9 protein-coding genes are annotated in these 15,106 nt (G+C 65.3%); 8 read left to right on the top strand and 1 reads right to left on the bottom strand.

Translation table 11 applies throughout. The features are described from left to right. Window positions 1–122 precede the first annotated feature (122 nt). The 8 genes from ACN9M3_RS20455 to ACN9M3_RS20420 all read left to right on the top strand — a co-directional run bounded on the left by ACN9M3_RS20455 (window position 123) and on the right by ACN9M3_RS20420 (window position 14,638). Entirely contained in the window at window positions 123–587 is a 465-nt protein-coding gene (locus ACN9M3_RS20455) for a PliI family lysozyme inhibitor of I-type lysozyme (RefSeq protein ID WP_426318475.1), read from the top strand. 53 nt (window positions 588–640) lie between these two features. Then, entirely contained in the window at window positions 641–1,297 is a 657-nt protein-coding gene (aroQ, locus tag ACN9M3_RS20450; protein WP_426162367.1) for a gamma subclass chorismate mutase AroQ, read from the top strand. Window positions 1,298–1,465: 168 nt separating this feature from the next. Then, window positions 1,466–3,589, top strand: coding sequence for a peptidase domain-containing ABC transporter (locus ACN9M3_RS20445; protein ID WP_426162366.1), 2,124 nt, complete (start codon window positions 1,466–1,468; stop codon window positions 3,587–3,589). Next, a complete protein-coding gene (locus ACN9M3_RS20440) occupies window positions 3,579–4,946 on the top strand; it encodes an HlyD family type I secretion periplasmic adaptor subunit (protein WP_426318474.1) in 1,368 nt (455 codons plus the stop codon). The genes ACN9M3_RS20445 and ACN9M3_RS20440 overlap by 11 nt, the downstream gene beginning before the upstream one ends. A gap of 1 nt (window position 4,947) precedes the next feature. After that, a complete protein-coding gene (locus tag ACN9M3_RS20435) occupies window positions 4,948–7,077 on the top strand; it encodes a type I secretion system permease/ATPase (protein WP_426318473.1) in 2,130 nt (709 codons plus the stop codon). Window positions 7,078–7,212: 135 nt separating this feature from the next. Continuing rightward, the gene (locus ACN9M3_RS20430; protein ID WP_426162363.1) at window positions 7,213–7,512 is read left to right on the top strand and encodes a hypothetical protein; all 300 of its coding nucleotides are present in this window, start codon (window positions 7,213–7,215) and stop codon (window positions 7,510–7,512) included. A gap of 213 nt (window positions 7,513–7,725) precedes the next feature. After that, window positions 7,726–14,124, top strand: a complete 6,399-nt coding sequence (locus ACN9M3_RS20425) for a TcdA/TcdB pore-forming domain-containing protein (RefSeq protein ID WP_426318472.1) — start codon at window positions 7,726–7,728, stop codon at window positions 14,122–14,124. A 262-nt stretch (window positions 14,125–14,386) separates the two neighbouring features. Beyond that, entirely contained in the window at window positions 14,387–14,638 is a 252-nt protein-coding gene (locus ACN9M3_RS20420) for a hypothetical protein (protein WP_426162361.1), read from the top strand. Between the two features lie 33 nt (window positions 14,639–14,671). On the opposite strand, the gene ACN9M3_RS20415 is transcribed toward ACN9M3_RS20420, so the two are convergent. Further along, window positions 14,672–15,082 carry a hypothetical protein gene (locus ACN9M3_RS20415; RefSeq protein WP_426162360.1) on the bottom strand — a complete coding sequence of 137 codons (411 nt, stop codon included), beginning with the start codon at window positions 15,080–15,082 and terminating at the stop codon, window positions 14,672–14,674. Window positions 15,083–15,106 lie beyond the last annotated feature (24 nt).

Genomic DNA, 15,106 nt, shown 5'->3' with positions numbered 1-15,106 from the left:
GCTGGCGCGCGGGTTTACCGGACCGTCGGCAGTGCTGCAGTGATTCGGTCCGAGAAATGCAGCGACCCGCGCTGTCTTGGGCGGAAGGCGTCTATGCTGGGTGGCTTTTAGCAAGGAGGCCTATGCGATCCTGCAAACTGCTGGCTTTCGCCGGGCTCCTTGCCCTGTCGAACGCTGCCTGCCGCGCGGACGATTCCGGGCGCGTTGTCCGAAAACTAGCCGTGGGGCGCCAGTATACGGCAGTGGTGGCGGAGGGCGACTGTGAAGCGCGCTCGATCGGCAGCTACAGCGTGCGCCTGTATTCGAGCGCCGGCGCTGCGCCGGGCGACGACACTGTGTTCTACGAGGCCGGTCTGGTCTTGCCGCGCGACGGCAGCGTTGAAAAAATCATGCTGGACAGGCTCGATGGCAAGGCGAACAGCCTGATCGTGATCATGCGCAGCGCCGGTTCCGGATCCTTCCTGGCGGCCGACGCGTTCAGCGTTGCGCACGGCAAGCTTGCCTTGCGCGCCAGCGTCGGCGGGCTGTCGCCTCAGGCCGACCCGATAACCGTGCTGCGTGCCGCGCTGTCGCGCCGCCGGCGTTGAGCGTGCGCGCCCGGGGAGCGCCCCACCAAGCGATTAAAAACGAAAGGAATGCCATGAAGCGATTTACCTTACTGACGGCCTCCGGGCTGGCGATGCTGTATGCCGGCGCAGCCTATGCGGCTAATGCGGGGGAGGACGGTCCGCTGACCGGCGCGGGCTCCGCCAGCGCTGTGGGCTTGGCAGAGGCGCAGCAGGCGGCATCTGCCGGTGCACCGCCCTACGAAGATGCGTTGCTCGAACAATTGCGCAAGCTGATGGAGCAGCGCCTGGCGCTGATGCCGGACGTGGCGCGCTACAAATGGCGCCACGGCGGGGCCATCGAAGATCTCGCGCGCGAACGCGTCATTATCGAGCGTTTCGCGGCGCAGGCCGCGGCGCTGGGCTTGCCCAGCGATTGGAGCGAGCTGTTTTTCCGGGCCCAGATCGACGCCGCCAAAATGCTACAGCGCGCCTGTACTGCTTCGCTGCCATGCATTACCGCCGGTCCCGTGCCCGATCTGGCGCAGGAGACCCGGCCGCGCCTCGATGCGCTCGAACAGCCGCTGCTGCTGGCGCTCGCGGCGGCCTGGCCGATCCTGTCCAATCCGGCCAAGCGGCCGCGCGTCGCCGTGATTTTTGCCGCCATGGACAGCGATCATCTGAGCGTCGAGGCATCGCAACACGCCACCCTGGTGCTGACCGACGGCAGCGCCTATCCGCGCGGCAAATAAGTCCGGCGTCCGGTTCTGGTAATCCAGTCCGAGATCTCGCTCCCGGTGCGCCAAAATGATTTCCTATCGGTAACATCCAGCTATCACCGCAGCACTGGCCCAAGCCGTCGGCGCTGCGCATTTTGATGCGAACCGACGACGCTTCGGCGTTGCCCCACTGGAGTTACCATGCAATCCCATCCAACCGACAGCGCCGACGACACCGGCTCGGCGCTGGCCTGCGCCGCCAGCCTGCTGGCGCTGGCGCGCATTGAACCGCAGGCGCCGAACCCGCAGCCCGGCCAGCCGCTGGGCGCGGCACTGGCCGAATACGGCACCCGGCACCGGGTGCGGCTGCGCTTGGGCCGCCTGGGCTGGCGCAAGCTGCGGCCAGCCCAGCTGCCATTGGCTTACCGGCGCCGCAGCGGCGGCTTCGCTGTGCTGGCCGCCATGGACGAGGCGCGCGCGCTGGTGCAAGTGCCGGACCGGGCGCAGCCGATGCAGCTGGCGCTGGCCGACCTGAAGGAGGACTGGAGCGGCCAGGCCCTGCAACTGGCCGGGCCGGCACTGCGTTTCGACTTGCGCTGGTTCGTGCCGGCGTTTGCCGCGCACCGGAGCCTGTTGCTCGAATTATTGCTGTTTTCCTTTGTGCTGCAACTGCTGGCCTTGCTGCCCGCGCTGGGTTTCCAGGTGGTGCTGGACAAGGTGCTGGTGCACCAGGCCCTGGCCACGCTTGACGTGATGGTGCTGGGCCTGGCGCTGGCGGCATTGGCCGAAGTGCTGCTCAAGGGCTTGCGCGAATACCTGCTGGGCCACACGGCGGCCCGCATCGACGCGCGCCTGGGCGGCGAGCTGGTACGCCACTTGCTGGGCCTGCCGCTGGCCTATTTCCGCAGCCGCCAGGCCGGCGCCATCGTGGCGCGCGTGCGCGAGGCCGATACCGTGCGCGAGTTCCTGACCGGGGCGGCGATGGGCTTGTGCGTCGATGCCGTCTTCACGCTGGTGCTGCTGGGGGTGATGGCCAGCTTGTCGCCGCTGCTGACGGCGCTGCTGGCCGCCTCGCTGCCGCTGTACCTGCTGCTGGCCTGGCGCGCCACGCCCGGCCTGCAAGGGCGTATCGAAACCATGTTCCACCATGGCGCGCGCAGCGCCTCCCTGCTGGCCGAGTCGCTGGGCGCGGTGGAAACCATCAAGGGCCTGGCGCTGGAGCCGCGCCTGCGCCGGCGCTGGGAAGAAACCACGCGCGACCAGGTCGCCAGCGGCTTCGCGGTGCAGAGCCGGCAAGTGCTGGTCAACCAGGCGGTGCAGTGGGTGCAAAAAGTCGTGGCGGTGCTGATCCTGTGGGTTGGGGCGCACGAAGTGCTGCAGTTGCGCCTGAGCGTGGGCCAGTTGATCGCTTTCAATATGCTGGCCGGCCAGGCCAGCCAGCCGCTGACCCGCCTGGTCGAATTGTGGCAGCAGTTCGTGCAGACGCGGGTCGCGGTCGACCGCCTGCGCGATATGCTCAACCTGCCAGTCGAACAGGAGGGTGGCAGCGCGTGCCTGCCGGGCCGCCTGCGCGGCGACATTACTCTCGATGCGGTGGAATTCCGCTACCGGCCGGACTTGCCGCCGGCGCTGGATGGGCTGTCGCTGACGGTGCGGGCCGGCGAGCACGTCGGCATTGTCGGCCCTTCCGGCTCCGGCAAATCGACGCTGACCAAATTGATCCAGAAACTTTACCTGCCGCAGGGCGGTGCCCTGTTCATCGATGGCCAGCCGTTGGCCGCGCTGGAGGCGGGTGCATTGCGGCGGCGCATAGGCGTCGTGTTGCAGGAAAACTTCCTGTTCCACCGTTCGGTGCGCGACAACATCGCGCTGCGCGAGCCGGCTGCGCCGCTGGAGGCGGTGATGGCGGCCGCGTGCCTGGCCGGGGCGCACGACTTCATCCTGCGCCTGCCGCTGGGCTACGACACCGTGCTGGCGGAGGGTGGCAGTTCGCTGTCGGGCGGCCAGCGGCAACGGCTGGCGATCGCGCGCGCGTTGCTGAGCGATCCGTCGGTGCTGATTTTCGACGAAGCCACCAGTGCCCTGGACGAGGAGGCGCAGCAAGTGCTGCGCGAGCACATGCCGCGCATTGCCCAGGGCCGAACCGTGCTGACCGTGGCACACCGCCTGTCCACCGTGGCCGGCTGCGACCGCATCGTGGTGCTGGAGCGCGGCCGCATCGTCGAAAGCGGCAGCCACGCTGCGTTGCTGGCGCAGGACGGCCGCTATGCCCGCCTGTGGCGCCTGCAACAAAATTTCTTATCGGAGTCTTCCCATGCCATTTAAATCCCTGCTTGGTGCCTGGCGCCGGCGCGGTCAGCCGGACCGCCGGCCCGACACCTCTTACGAATTCCTGCCCGCCTATCTGGAAATCCTGCAGCGGCCGGCGTCGCCCTGGGCGCGCCGCAGCGCCCTGGCGCTGGCGCTGCTACTCCTGCTGGCGCTGCTCTGGTCGGTGTTCGGCCGGCTGGACATCCATGCCAGCGCGAGCGGCCGGGTGGTGGCTTCCTCACGCTCCAAGCTGATCCAGCCGCTGGAACAGGCCGAAGTGGTGGCGATCCTGGTGCGCGACGGCCAGCGCGTGACGGCCGGCCAGCCGCTGATCGACCTCAAGCTGCTGGGGGCAGGTGCCGACACCTTGCGCTTGCGCGAACAACTGGTCGCCAACCAGCTGGAAGCGGCGCGTTTTCGCGCCTTGCTGGCGGAGGACCCGACGGCCGCTTTTGCGCCACCGGCCGGTATCGGCCCCACGCCGGTGGCGGCGGCGCGCGCCCACTTGGCCAGCGAGTGGCAAGCCTTGTCAGCGCGCGTGGCCGACCTGGCAGCGGAATGCGCTGTCAACCAGGCCAGCCAGCAAGCGGCGGCGCGTGAACTGGAGGCGCTCGACAAACTGCATCGCAACGTGGCGAGCCGCCTGCGTGCTTTACGTACGCTGGAGCAGCAAGGCATGGTGTCGCACGTGGCCCTGCTTGAGAAAAGCCGTGAACAGCTCGATCTCGAAGAACGCCAGGCGCAACAACAGGCCCAGCTGCAGGTCCTGCAAGCCCAGCATGCCAACCTGCTGGCCCGCAAGCGCACTTACCTGGCCGATATGCGGCGCGATTTCAGCGACAAGCTGACCCAGGCCGACAATGCCGTGGCCGAAATCGAACAGCAACTGGCCAAGGCGGTCGAGCGCAAGGACCTGCAGAGCCTGCGGGCCCCGGCCGACGGCGTGGTGCAGCAATTGGCGGTGCACACGGTGGGCGGCGTGGTGACGCCGGCCCAGACCCTGATGGTGGTGGTGCCGGACGCCAGCGGCCTGGAAGCCGACGTCAATATCCTGAACAAGGATGTCGGCTTCGTGGTGCCCGGCCAGCCGGTGGATGTCAAGGTCGACGCCTTCCCCTATACCCGTTACGGCACGGTGCAGGCGCGGCTGTCGTTCGTGTCGCGCGACGCGGTGAAGGATGAACGGCTGGGCTATGTGTTCCCGGCGCGCGTGCACTTGGCGCGCGGCAGCATGCTGGTGGACGGCCAGCAGGTGGACTTGCAGCCGGGCATGAGCGTGGTGGCCGAGATCAAGACCGATCGCCGGCGCGTGATCGACTATTTGCTGAGTCCGATCCGCGATTACCAGGCCACGGCCATGCGGGAGCGCTAAGATGGACCGGCTCACCGCACTCACGGCCGCGTCCGACACCGGCCTGCTGGCGCTGGCGCGTGCCGCCGCCAGCTTCGACCTGGCCGTTGCACCGCAACGCCTGGCCCATCAATTGGGGCGGGCCGGCGAGGCCGTCAGCGCCGCCGAGCTGTGCCGCCTGGCACACTGGCTCGGCCTGCGCGCCAGCGTGGCCAACTATCGCGCCGGCGACCTGGCCACGCTGCCGGCGCCGGCCTTGCTGCTGACCGGGGACGGCTTCGTGCTGCTGGCGGCCAACGGCAGCGCGGGCGCCACGCTGTGGCTGCCGGCTACCGGGGCCGAACTGCGCCTCACGCATGGCGAACTGCAGGACTGGTGCGAGGGCACCGTGCTGCTGCTGGGAGAGCGCCGCGCGCCCCTGCGCACGCCGGCATTTGGTCTGCGCTGGTTCCTGCCCGCGCTGCGGCGCCACTGGCGCCAATTCGCCTGGGTGTTGGCGGTGTCGCTGGCACTGCAGGCCATCGCCCTGGTGACGCCGCTGTTCTTCGAAAACGTGGTCGATAAGGTACTGGTCAGCCGCAGCGCCGGCAGCTTGCAGGTGCTGCTGATTGGCATGCTGGGCCTGGCGCTCTTCGAGCCCCTGTATGGCTGGCTGCGCAGCTGGCTGTACGGCAACCTGTCGAGCAAGATCACGGCCGAACTGGAAGGACGTGTGTTCGGCCACTTGCTGGCGCTGCCGCTGCGCTATTTCCGCGCACGCCAGGCCGGCGCCATCATTGCGCGGGTGCGCGAGCTGGATTCGGTGCGCCAGTTCCTCACCGGCTCGGCGTTGACGCTGGTGCTGGACTTGCTGTTCGTGCTGGTGTTCCTGGCTGTCATGCTGTGTTATTCGGCGGTGCTGACCGGCGTGCTGGCGCTCTCGCTGGCGCTGTGTTTCGTCTTGTGGATGGTATTCGGGCCACTGCTGCGCCAGCGCGCGCTGGCGGCCTATGAGCGCAATGCCGACGCCAACGCGTTCCTGGTCGAGGCGGTCAATGGCATCGAAACCATCAAGTCCAATGCGGTGGAGGAGCGGCTGGCGGCGCAATGGGAACAGCGCCTGGCGGCCTACCTGCGCAGCCAGTTCGCCAGCAAGGCGCTGGGCATTGCCGCCGGCCAGGGCATAGGCCTGGCGCAGAAGCTGGGCGCTGCGCTGCTGCTGTGGTTTGGCGTGCATGCGGTGCTGGCCGGGCAGATGAGCGTGGGCGAGCTGGTGGCCTTCAATATGTGGTCCGGCCACGTGGTGCAGCCGATCCTGCGCCTGGCCCAGGTCTGGCAGGATTTCCAGCATACGCAAATCGCCCTGCGCCGGGTCGGCGACATCCTCGACGAACCGGCCGAGGCGGCGGCCGAGGGCGCCGGCGCCTTGCCGGCGCTGGCCGGTGCGGTGGCGTTCCGCCAGGTGCGCTTCCGCTATGGCGAGGACAGTGCCGAGGTGTTGAAAGGTTTGCAGCTGGACATCGCGCCCGGCAGCTTCGTCGGCGTGACCGGGCCATCCGGCTCGGGCAAGTCGACCCTGGTGCGGCTGCTGCAGCGCCTGTATACCCCGCAGCAAGGACAGATCCTGCTGGACGGCGCCGACATCGCAGTGGCCGACCCGGTCGAACTGCGCCGGCAAATGAGCATCGTGCCGCAGGACAGCGTGCTGCTGGCCGGCACCATCGCCGACAACATCCGCCTGTGCTGTCCCGGCGCCAGCGAAGCGCAGGTGCTTGTCGCCGCCAGCCTGGCCGGGGTCGATGCCTTCGCCGATGCGCTGGCCGAGGGCTACGACAGCGAAGTGGGCGAACGCGGCGCCGCCTTGTCCGGCGGCCAGCGCCAGCGGGTGGCGCTGGCACGCGCCCTGATCACCGATCCGCGCATCCTGATCCTGGACGAGGCCACCAGCGCCCTCGATTACGAGTCGGAAGCGGCCATCATGCAGCGCCTGCCCGATATCGTGGCCGGCCGAACCGTGATCAGCATCGCGCACCGGCTCAACACGATCCGCCACGCCGACCGCATCCTGGTGATGGACGACGGCCGCGTGGCCGAGGACGGGACCCACGAGGAGCTGCTGGCGCGCGATGGCCTGTATGCGCGGCTGTGGCGGTTGCAGACTGGCGCGGCGTAGTGCGCGGCATGATGGACGGCGGCGCTCGGACCGGTCCGAATAATTGCCGCCAGGGCCAATCGTGGTTCGCTCCAGCGGTAACTTGCATGGTTTGCCGTCCGTGTCGGACGGCGCCACATTGATGAGGAAAGGAGAATGATGGTTCAGTGGAAAATGAACGCGTCCCGCCGCCTATGCAAACTGTTGCTGGTCTGCCTGGCCGGGCTGGCCGCAACGGCGTGCGCCGAACTTGACGGTTTGGCCGAGGGGATGGCGCGCAGTGAGATGGAAGATGCGCGCCGGGTTTGCGGCGACTATGGATTCCGCCCCGGCACCGACGCGTATGCACAATGTGTTGGCTCGGAAGTGAATGCGCGCAAGGACCGCGAGCAGCAAGACTGGCTGGACCAGCAGCGCCGGCAAGACCGCGAGTGGCGGCACCGCCACCGTCACTAAGCCGCGGCACAGCCCCGCGGCGGAAAGGGCGGAAGCTTGCCGGGCCGCACCCGCACGTGGCGCAGCGACCCGCATCGCGAAATCCGTCCGATAAATCTCCCCGATCCAGATTGCGCCCGGGTACACCGGTATGCTGAACAGTAACTGAGTCGGCATTCGCGCTTACGGCGTGAAACTGCCTCATATCGAAACTGTTATCAGGAGATTGTTCAAATGACACACGCGTTGGAATCCACAGCACAAGCCGAGTCGGGCATCAGATCTCGCCAAGAATTCGAACGGCTCATCGGAAAATATGCTAAAGATCTTCCGGCTATTACCAATTCAGATCGGTCGGAGTGGCTGGATAAGGCAGCAGGATCTGAATTGGAAGAAAAGTACCGGGCAGCGTTTGATGTTGCCAACAAGGCCAAAAAATTGCTGGATTCGCCGGGCCAAGTCGAAAGAGCGATACAAATGTACCAGACGGCGTTGGACAACCTATACGCTTGCTTTAACAAGAACTTTTCCACCGTTGACCCTGCCAATCCGGACCAGTTGAAAGCTGTGGCGGTGCTTGCCGACGGAATCCACAATGTTGAGGGCGTTTCCGGCTTCCGTGATGCGCAGGGACGGCTCTTCAAAGATGCGCAAAGACAGTTCCAAAGCGCTGATTCCGCCGCCAGCGCAACCGCATTGATTGATTTCTGGGATGGCGTGGCGAAGCCGCCGTCCGATCCGAGCTGGCGCACATTCCAAGGTCGGGATTTGTATCGTCTTGGGCTCAGTCTGGCTGACCGCCCGCGAGACTTCGGGACCGTTATCGGGCTTATGGGCAGGAAAGTGCAGGAGGCATGGGCGACAATGGGGGCGAATGACGCACACTGGCGGAGCGCCTTTGGCGGTCTTATCCCCGACCGGAAGAAGGGCGAATTCGCCTTCAATCAGACGGCTCATTTCTACGCCTTTGGCGGTAACGAAGGATATTGCCGGGCGTATTCCATCCTCTATGCCACGGCATTGGTGAACAATGACGTGGACGCTGCCGCCCGATTGTTCCGCAGCTTCAGACTTGAGATGTTCGATGGCATGCATGCGCGCTATCCGAGCGATAAATCGGCCACGCGAGCTGCCTTATCGCATCTGAATGGTTCGGATGATGTAGCGTGGGGGCTTCTTGCCAGGCTTCAGATGCGCACCGTGCGCGAGGTGGTCAAGGAGCTCGCCAGCACCACGGGCCGGACTAGTTTTCTTATCGAATCCCCTAATCACTCAATGGAGCTCGGCGTCAGCATCGACGAACATGGTCAACGCCATTATCAATTCTTCGACCCCAATTTCGGCAATTATTCCTTCGATAGCGCGGAACAGGCGATTAACGACGTCTCCATGCTGCTGTCGACGGGACAGGAGGCATATAGGATCCCTATGCGGGACGGGGAGCTTATGCTGGCGGCGGCCAAAATTGATGAGGCAATGGCCGCCAGTCTCTTGAATATGGAGATAAAGGACAGTGTAGGCGGGCAGCGCATTGCCAAGCTGGGAGAGATCTTCACGATCCCGCAGGATGCGGCGATGGTGTTGGATAGCGCGCAGGAATCTGCGCATGCCGCCGTGCAGGCGCAAACCATCGGCGACGCGCTGGTGGACAATATGCGCAAATGGATGGTCCAGTGCGCCCTGCCCGAAGCACGGTACAAGCCGCTGTTCAATACCTTCCGCATAGAAACCGACGGCAGTACGACGATGGAATTTCTCGATACCGGAGCAGCGGGTCATCAGACCAAAAAAGTGCAGGTGAGCCTGCCCGATCCGGCAGAAGCGGCCCGTCTGCGCTCCAGCCTGCAGCGCATGTCGGATCTGCTGAAAAAGGTGGGCGACAACTTCCAGATGAAAAACGACCACCTCACGCAGGCCCACCATGAGGGCGAGGGCGGGGTGGACGGCTCGGAAGGGTTGAATGCCGCGTTTACCTTACAGACCATCGTCGATCTGCTGCACGCGCGGCACCGTCAAGAGAAGGTCGAAGGGGGCGAGCAGGAAGAGCTGGCCGGGTCGCTGGCGCAAACCATCGAGGCGCACATGTGGGCCAATGTCAGCAATGTTGGCGCGAGCTCGGGCAAGGACCTGAGCAAGTTGGCCGAAATGGTGGGCAAACTGCTGGAGGACTCGGGCAAGCTGGAAGAGGCCACTGCCAAGCTGAGTGAAGGGCTGCTCAAGATCGGCGGTAAAGTGGGCAAGGCGTTTGAAGGCCTGTCGACCGCGCTGGACGCGACCGGTGTGGCCCTGGATATTGCGGAGCTGGCGCAGGCGCAAAGCTACGAGCAGCGCGTCAGCGCAGGCACCTCGCTGGCGCTCGATTCGGTCTCCATGGGCGTGGGTGTGGCGGCGATGGTGGCCGGTGAGACGGCGGGCATCGTAATGGGAGGCATGGCCGTGCCGCTGGCAGGGGTCGGCATCGGCATCAGCGCCCTGGTCGACAATTTCCTGGAAACCGCCGCGACAAAGGATCAAACCATTGTCTATTTCGACGAGTTGAAAAAAGGCTACCAAAGAGGGGGCTATGAATGGAACGGCGACCATTCCGCCATGCTGCCGATCGATGGCGTGGTGATCGACAAAGTCGATTTGTCCGGCGAGAATGCGAAGATCAGCTTCGGCGCCAACGTGATTTATGGCGAGCAAGTCGAGCCGGGGGCATTGGCGCCAGGGCTGCAGAGTAATCCCAAATTATCATTCGACGTGCACGAAGCGTTTGGCGTCGGCCACACAGCGACCATCGACAACCCGGACATATTCGTACTTCCGGTCACGAGCAAGCGGGTGGGCTGGTTCACCACGGCTCTGGACGGATTGAAGGCGTCCGGCGAAACGCTCAATGACTTCTCCAAACATTCCCATCGAGATGATCCGGGCCATAGTGGCGAGGATTGCCCTAATCATCAGGGCGACCATCTTTCGGGGGACTTGAAGGACCAGCGTATCACCTTCGATACCCGATCGCTGGGCGTGGGCGTTGTCGGCTATGGATACGAACCGCAGTTCACGCAACTCGAGGTCACCCTGGGCAAGGCACCCAAGCAGCTGGTTATCCCTGCCGATAATGGCAATATCGAGTATCGCATTGCCGGTGCCGGGGGACACTACAGCCTGGTCCCCAACGGCGACCGCGTCCTGTTGTCCGAGCAGGATCCGAAAGCACCCTCGACGTGGGTGCTGCAAAGCGCGAGCAAAGATGAAACGTTCGATGTCAAGTTTTACGATGGCACGTACTGGGACCACAAATATACCTCGATCATCCTGACCCCGGTCTGGGCGCCTGGCCACGAGTCGAAACACCCCGATACCCACCCGAAGGTCGTGCTGCTCGACGATCTCAATACCAACGTCCTGTTGCGCAACGGAGAGGGGGTGTATCGCCTGGATGTTGCGAAGAAGTCCATTGAGCTGGTGGACTATGTGGTCGAGGATGCGTGGGTGAAGGAACACGCCCCAACCTTGTTCCACGATTTGGCGCAGCTGGCCAAGGAGAAGAATCTGAATGGCCTGACGCTGAATTGGCAGCCGCCCGGCCAGAAGTCCAGCGTGCTGACGTTCCGCTATACCGCGGGTCAGAACTACATTATTGGAGCGCATGATGAATTTGTCGACAGGTTCAATGCCAATGCCGACGGCGGCCTGGATACGGCCAAGGGGGTGGTTGCAGGCTTCACCGCCGAGGTCTTCCAGGAACCGGACGTCAAGAGTCTGGCCGACCTGGTGAAATATGCGGAGGACTTCGACGCGACCGAGTTCGATGTGTATGACATTCCGCTGAAGCAGCTGGTCGCCTCGGCCGATGCGTCGTTTGTGGTCTCTGGCCACTACGATGGCAAGAGCTGGGTGCTGACGCGTGTCGATCCGAAGGGACAGGTGTATGTGTATGAGGGGGCCAACCCGGATCTCGGTGGCGCCGGCAGGCTGAGCGCGTTCAGCGAGAAGTTTTTCACGACGCACCCGAACGACACGCTGGCCGACTTGGTCAAGATTGCCGGCGGCGGGAGTTTCGACGTGGCCGGCCTGTCCTTCCACGGCCACACCCTGGCCAGCGGCCACTACGATGCCAAGACCCGTACCATGGTCGGCCGGGATAAGGATGGCCACTGGCTGGTCAGCGGCAATGGCAGCCACGTGGTGTTCAAGGTGCAAGGCAAAGACGAGGTCTGGTTCTATGAGGAAGATGCCGATCATCCGTCGACCTGGCAGTTGGAGACGGACGGCCAGGATCCAAGCGGCTGGTCCCGCAACTGGGTGACGCTTGGTTCGAGCCGGATCTGGGTGGACAAGCCGGCGGCTACGGAACTGAGGGTGCAGCAGCCGGATGGAAATTTGATGCGCTTGAGCTTGCTCGACTCGGCTGCGTACAAGCAAGGCTTCACCAAGGAGTATTTCAAGTACCACGCGAACGCCACGCTGGCCGACCTGGTGCGGGATATCGGAGGGAGCAGCTTCGACGTGGCAGGCATGCCTTTCCGCAGCCATGTGATCAGCGGCCATTTCGACGGCAAGACCCAGGCCATGGTTGCCGACGATGGGGAAGGCCATTGCCTGGTGCGCGGCAACGGCAGCCAGGCGGCGCTGGACCTGCACGGCAAGAGCGAAGTCTGGCTCTACGAGGAAGACGACGGCAAAGCGTCGAACTGGCTACTGCGCGGCGACGGCAATGTGGTGGAATGGAAGGCGCCGAACTGGGTGAAGGTGGGCTCGACCTGGGTCTGGCTGGACAAGCCGCAGGAAACGCATCTGCGCGTGCAGCAACCGGACGGTCAGTTGATGGAGGTGGATCTGGCCAAGCAGACCGCGACGGCCGTCGATCGCCTGGTGGACGCCGCCTGGGTCGAGGAGCACGCGGCCACGCTGATGCAGGATCTGGCGCAACTGGCCGCGGACCAGCATCTGACCGGATTGACCGTGCAATGGAACGACGGCAAGCCGCGCAGCGGTCGTTACATCGTCGGTAGCGGCATCATCTCCGAACGCGAGGACGGGCTGGTGATGAAGTTCGCGAGCGCGCCTGAGCTTCTGCAAGGATCCGGCACGCTGGTGGCATTCAGCGCGGAGGCCATCAGGCGCAGCCAGGAGAAACTCGGCGCTGAGTACTACCTCAAGCACAAGCAAGGCGCCTTGCTGGCCGAGCTGGTCGCGGAAGCCAAGGCGTACCGGGGAACCGAACAATTCGATATTTATGGCCTGCCGATAGGCAAGTCCTACGATGTGTCCGGCCACTACGACGGCAAGTCCTGGACGTTGGCCGGCACCGATAGCGAGGGCAGGATCTGGCAGCACGATGCGGCCCATCTGGACCAGGACGGCACGTTGGTCGGGTTGAGCGCGGCATTCTTCCGGCAGCATGGCCCGGACTCGCTGAAGAGCCTGCCCGAGCGGCGCGCGTCCGTGCTGGCCGTCTCCGGCCTGACCGATACCGCCGGCAAAGCGCTGTGCGCCTGGTACGACGTGGTGGCGGAACAGTGGATTGTGGCCGGCCGCCCGGGCGGTGGCGGCCTCAATTACCTGGGCACGTTCGGCGGCATGGCCTGGCTGTTCGATGCTGAGCGCGGCGAGGTGCTGGGCAGCGTGCCGCGGAAGCAGGTCGCTTCGCTCGACGCGCTCAAGCAGCCGCCGGCCGCCGGGCGCATGTTCGGACAGCTGGGCAAACTCAAGTCCGCGACCATGGTGGGCAGCACGCTGGTGCTGGCAATGGAAGACGGCCGTTTGACGCTGGGGGCCGACCTGGCGCTGCCGGGAGTGTTGACGCCGTTGGAGATCGATGGCGAGACGCTGGTCGGCACGATCGATTTGGGCGGCGGCAAGTCGGCCAAGACGGTTTCGAACAGCGACCGGGAGCGCTTGCAAAGCTGGGAACAACACTACGGCTTCAGCTTTGGCGAAGCGATCCGCGTGCGCATGGCAGATGGCGCGTGCGCCTGGTATGACTTCGAGCATCGCGCGATGACCGCGGCGCCGCAAGCTGCCGAGCTGCAGTACCTCGGCTACGGCGATGATTTCTACATGTTCGACCCGCTCGCGCACAAGCTGGTGTCGGCGGCCGGTGAAGGCGGCATGCGGCACGAGCCGGTGGCGATCGAGGCGCAGCACGTGGTACGTGTAGGCAACGTCCTGGGCCTGAGCGGCATTGCCGAAACCGATCTGGCCAAGCTGCCGCGGATGTTCAAGGTGGACAACTACATAGCCACCACCAAGGACGACCTGACGTTCGAGGTGTCGGTACATCACGAGGCGACACTGCTGCAGGTTGGGCCGGCCTGGCTGGCCGCGCATGCCGACAATCTGACCGGGGCCTTGGCCGAGTTGGCCAAACGCCTCGGTTGCGAGGACGGGATCAGCCTGCAGCAAACCGATGGCAAGGTACAGTGGTTCGACACCAAGTCCAGTACCATCGCGGACGGGCAAGCCGGTAACAAGCCGCCGGCCACGCTCATGCAGGCGCCCGATGGCTTGGCCCTGCTCAAGCAGGCCATGAGCACGTTCGCGCAGGACGGCGTTGCCGGCAGGACGGCTGCGCCGGTTGCCGGGAGCGCCGAGTTTCTGGCGGCCGCTTTGCCGAAGGCGGCGGGCGGGACCATCCGCGTCTGACGTGAATGCCGCCGATGCGGCCTGGAGACCGCTTCGGGCCGCGTCTGGCAGCGCATTCAGAGCGCGGCGATTGCGGGACAACAGGCGGCCCATGGGCCGCCTGCCGCTATTTGTACGTCCAGCACCCAGCACGCCCTGAATCGAGATCTGCGCCAGGTGGCCCCCGGCCTGTTGCAGCGAGCGCAGTGGCAACGGCAAGTGCGCCCTGCGCGGCATTGGCGAAGGCAGCTTCCAAGGGGTGCTCTCATCGGGCGCCGTTGAGGTGGACGATGCCGCGCGCGTCGGTACGACCCTAGGCATCAAGACGTCCGCAACCGACAGTATCAAGGCGATCCATGCCCAGTTGCGCCTGCTCACCGATGGCGCGAAAGCGATCGATATCATCGACGTCAGCAAGAGCGCGCTGTTGCGCATGCATCTGGGCTACCTGCATGCGCCGGACGAGCATCTGCCCTGGACCGGCGATGGCGCGACGCTGCCGCTGACCGCGCCGCCGCTGCTGCGGCACCATTGAGTCACGGCGTCCTGGGCCGCCGCAAGCGCCGGCTCAGGCACCGTAGCATGCTTTGAGGCGCGGCGACGCTTGGGTCAGCATGCCGGCCGGGTTCTCGATATGCACGCCTTGCAGGCCGGGATCGCCGGCTGGCATGCCACGCGGCAGGGCCAGCGCATGCGCCACCGTGCCGGACACCAGGCAGGCCGCCGCCAGGCAGCAGGCGCCGAAGACCGCCAGCGCGGCGTGCGCCTGCTGCGGCCTGAAATAGCGGGCGGAGAGGTCGCCGCCCTGGGGCGGCGCCGACACCAGGTACACTTTTGGCACGGTTTCGCTGGCGCCCAGTTGGGCGGCGGTCAACAGGGCACCGTACGCGCCGCGCAATCGCATCCGCGGACCGGCCTCGGTCCAGAGCGTGCGCAGGCCGGCCTTGAACACGTGCTTCACTCCGCCGGTAACTTGCATGGTTGGCCGCCCGCGCTGGACGGC

It is taken from the genome of Pseudoduganella sp. R-43 (assembly GCF_049913255.1).
GTDB lineage: Bacteria > Pseudomonadota > Gammaproteobacteria > Burkholderiales > Burkholderiaceae_D > Rugamonas.
This window is presented reverse-complemented; position numbering and strand designations above follow the sequence as displayed.

Coding starts and splice junctions, on each gene's coding strand:
- ACN9M3_RS20455 (WP_426318475.1), top strand. CDS start 123: ATGCGATCCTGCAAACTGCTGGCTTTCGCCGGGCTCCTTGCCCTGTCG.
- aroQ (WP_426162367.1), top strand. CDS start 641: ATGAAGCGATTTACCTTACTGACGGCCTCCGGGCTGGCGATGCTGTAT.
- ACN9M3_RS20445 (WP_426162366.1), top strand. CDS start 1,466: ATGCAATCCCATCCAACCGACAGCGCCGACGACACCGGCTCGGCGCTG.
- ACN9M3_RS20440 (WP_426318474.1), top strand. CDS start 3,579: ATGCCATTTAAATCCCTGCTTGGTGCCTGGCGCCGGCGCGGTCAGCCG.
- ACN9M3_RS20435 (WP_426318473.1), top strand. CDS start 4,948: ATGGACCGGCTCACCGCACTCACGGCCGCGTCCGACACCGGCCTGCTG.
- ACN9M3_RS20430 (WP_426162363.1), top strand. CDS start 7,213: ATGATGGTTCAGTGGAAAATGAACGCGTCCCGCCGCCTATGCAAACTG.
- ACN9M3_RS20425 (WP_426318472.1), top strand. CDS start 7,726: ATGACACACGCGTTGGAATCCACAGCACAAGCCGAGTCGGGCATCAGA.
- ACN9M3_RS20415 (WP_426162360.1), bottom strand. CDS start 15,082: ATGCAAGTTACCGGCGGAGTGAAGCACGTGTTCAAGGCCGGCCTGCGC.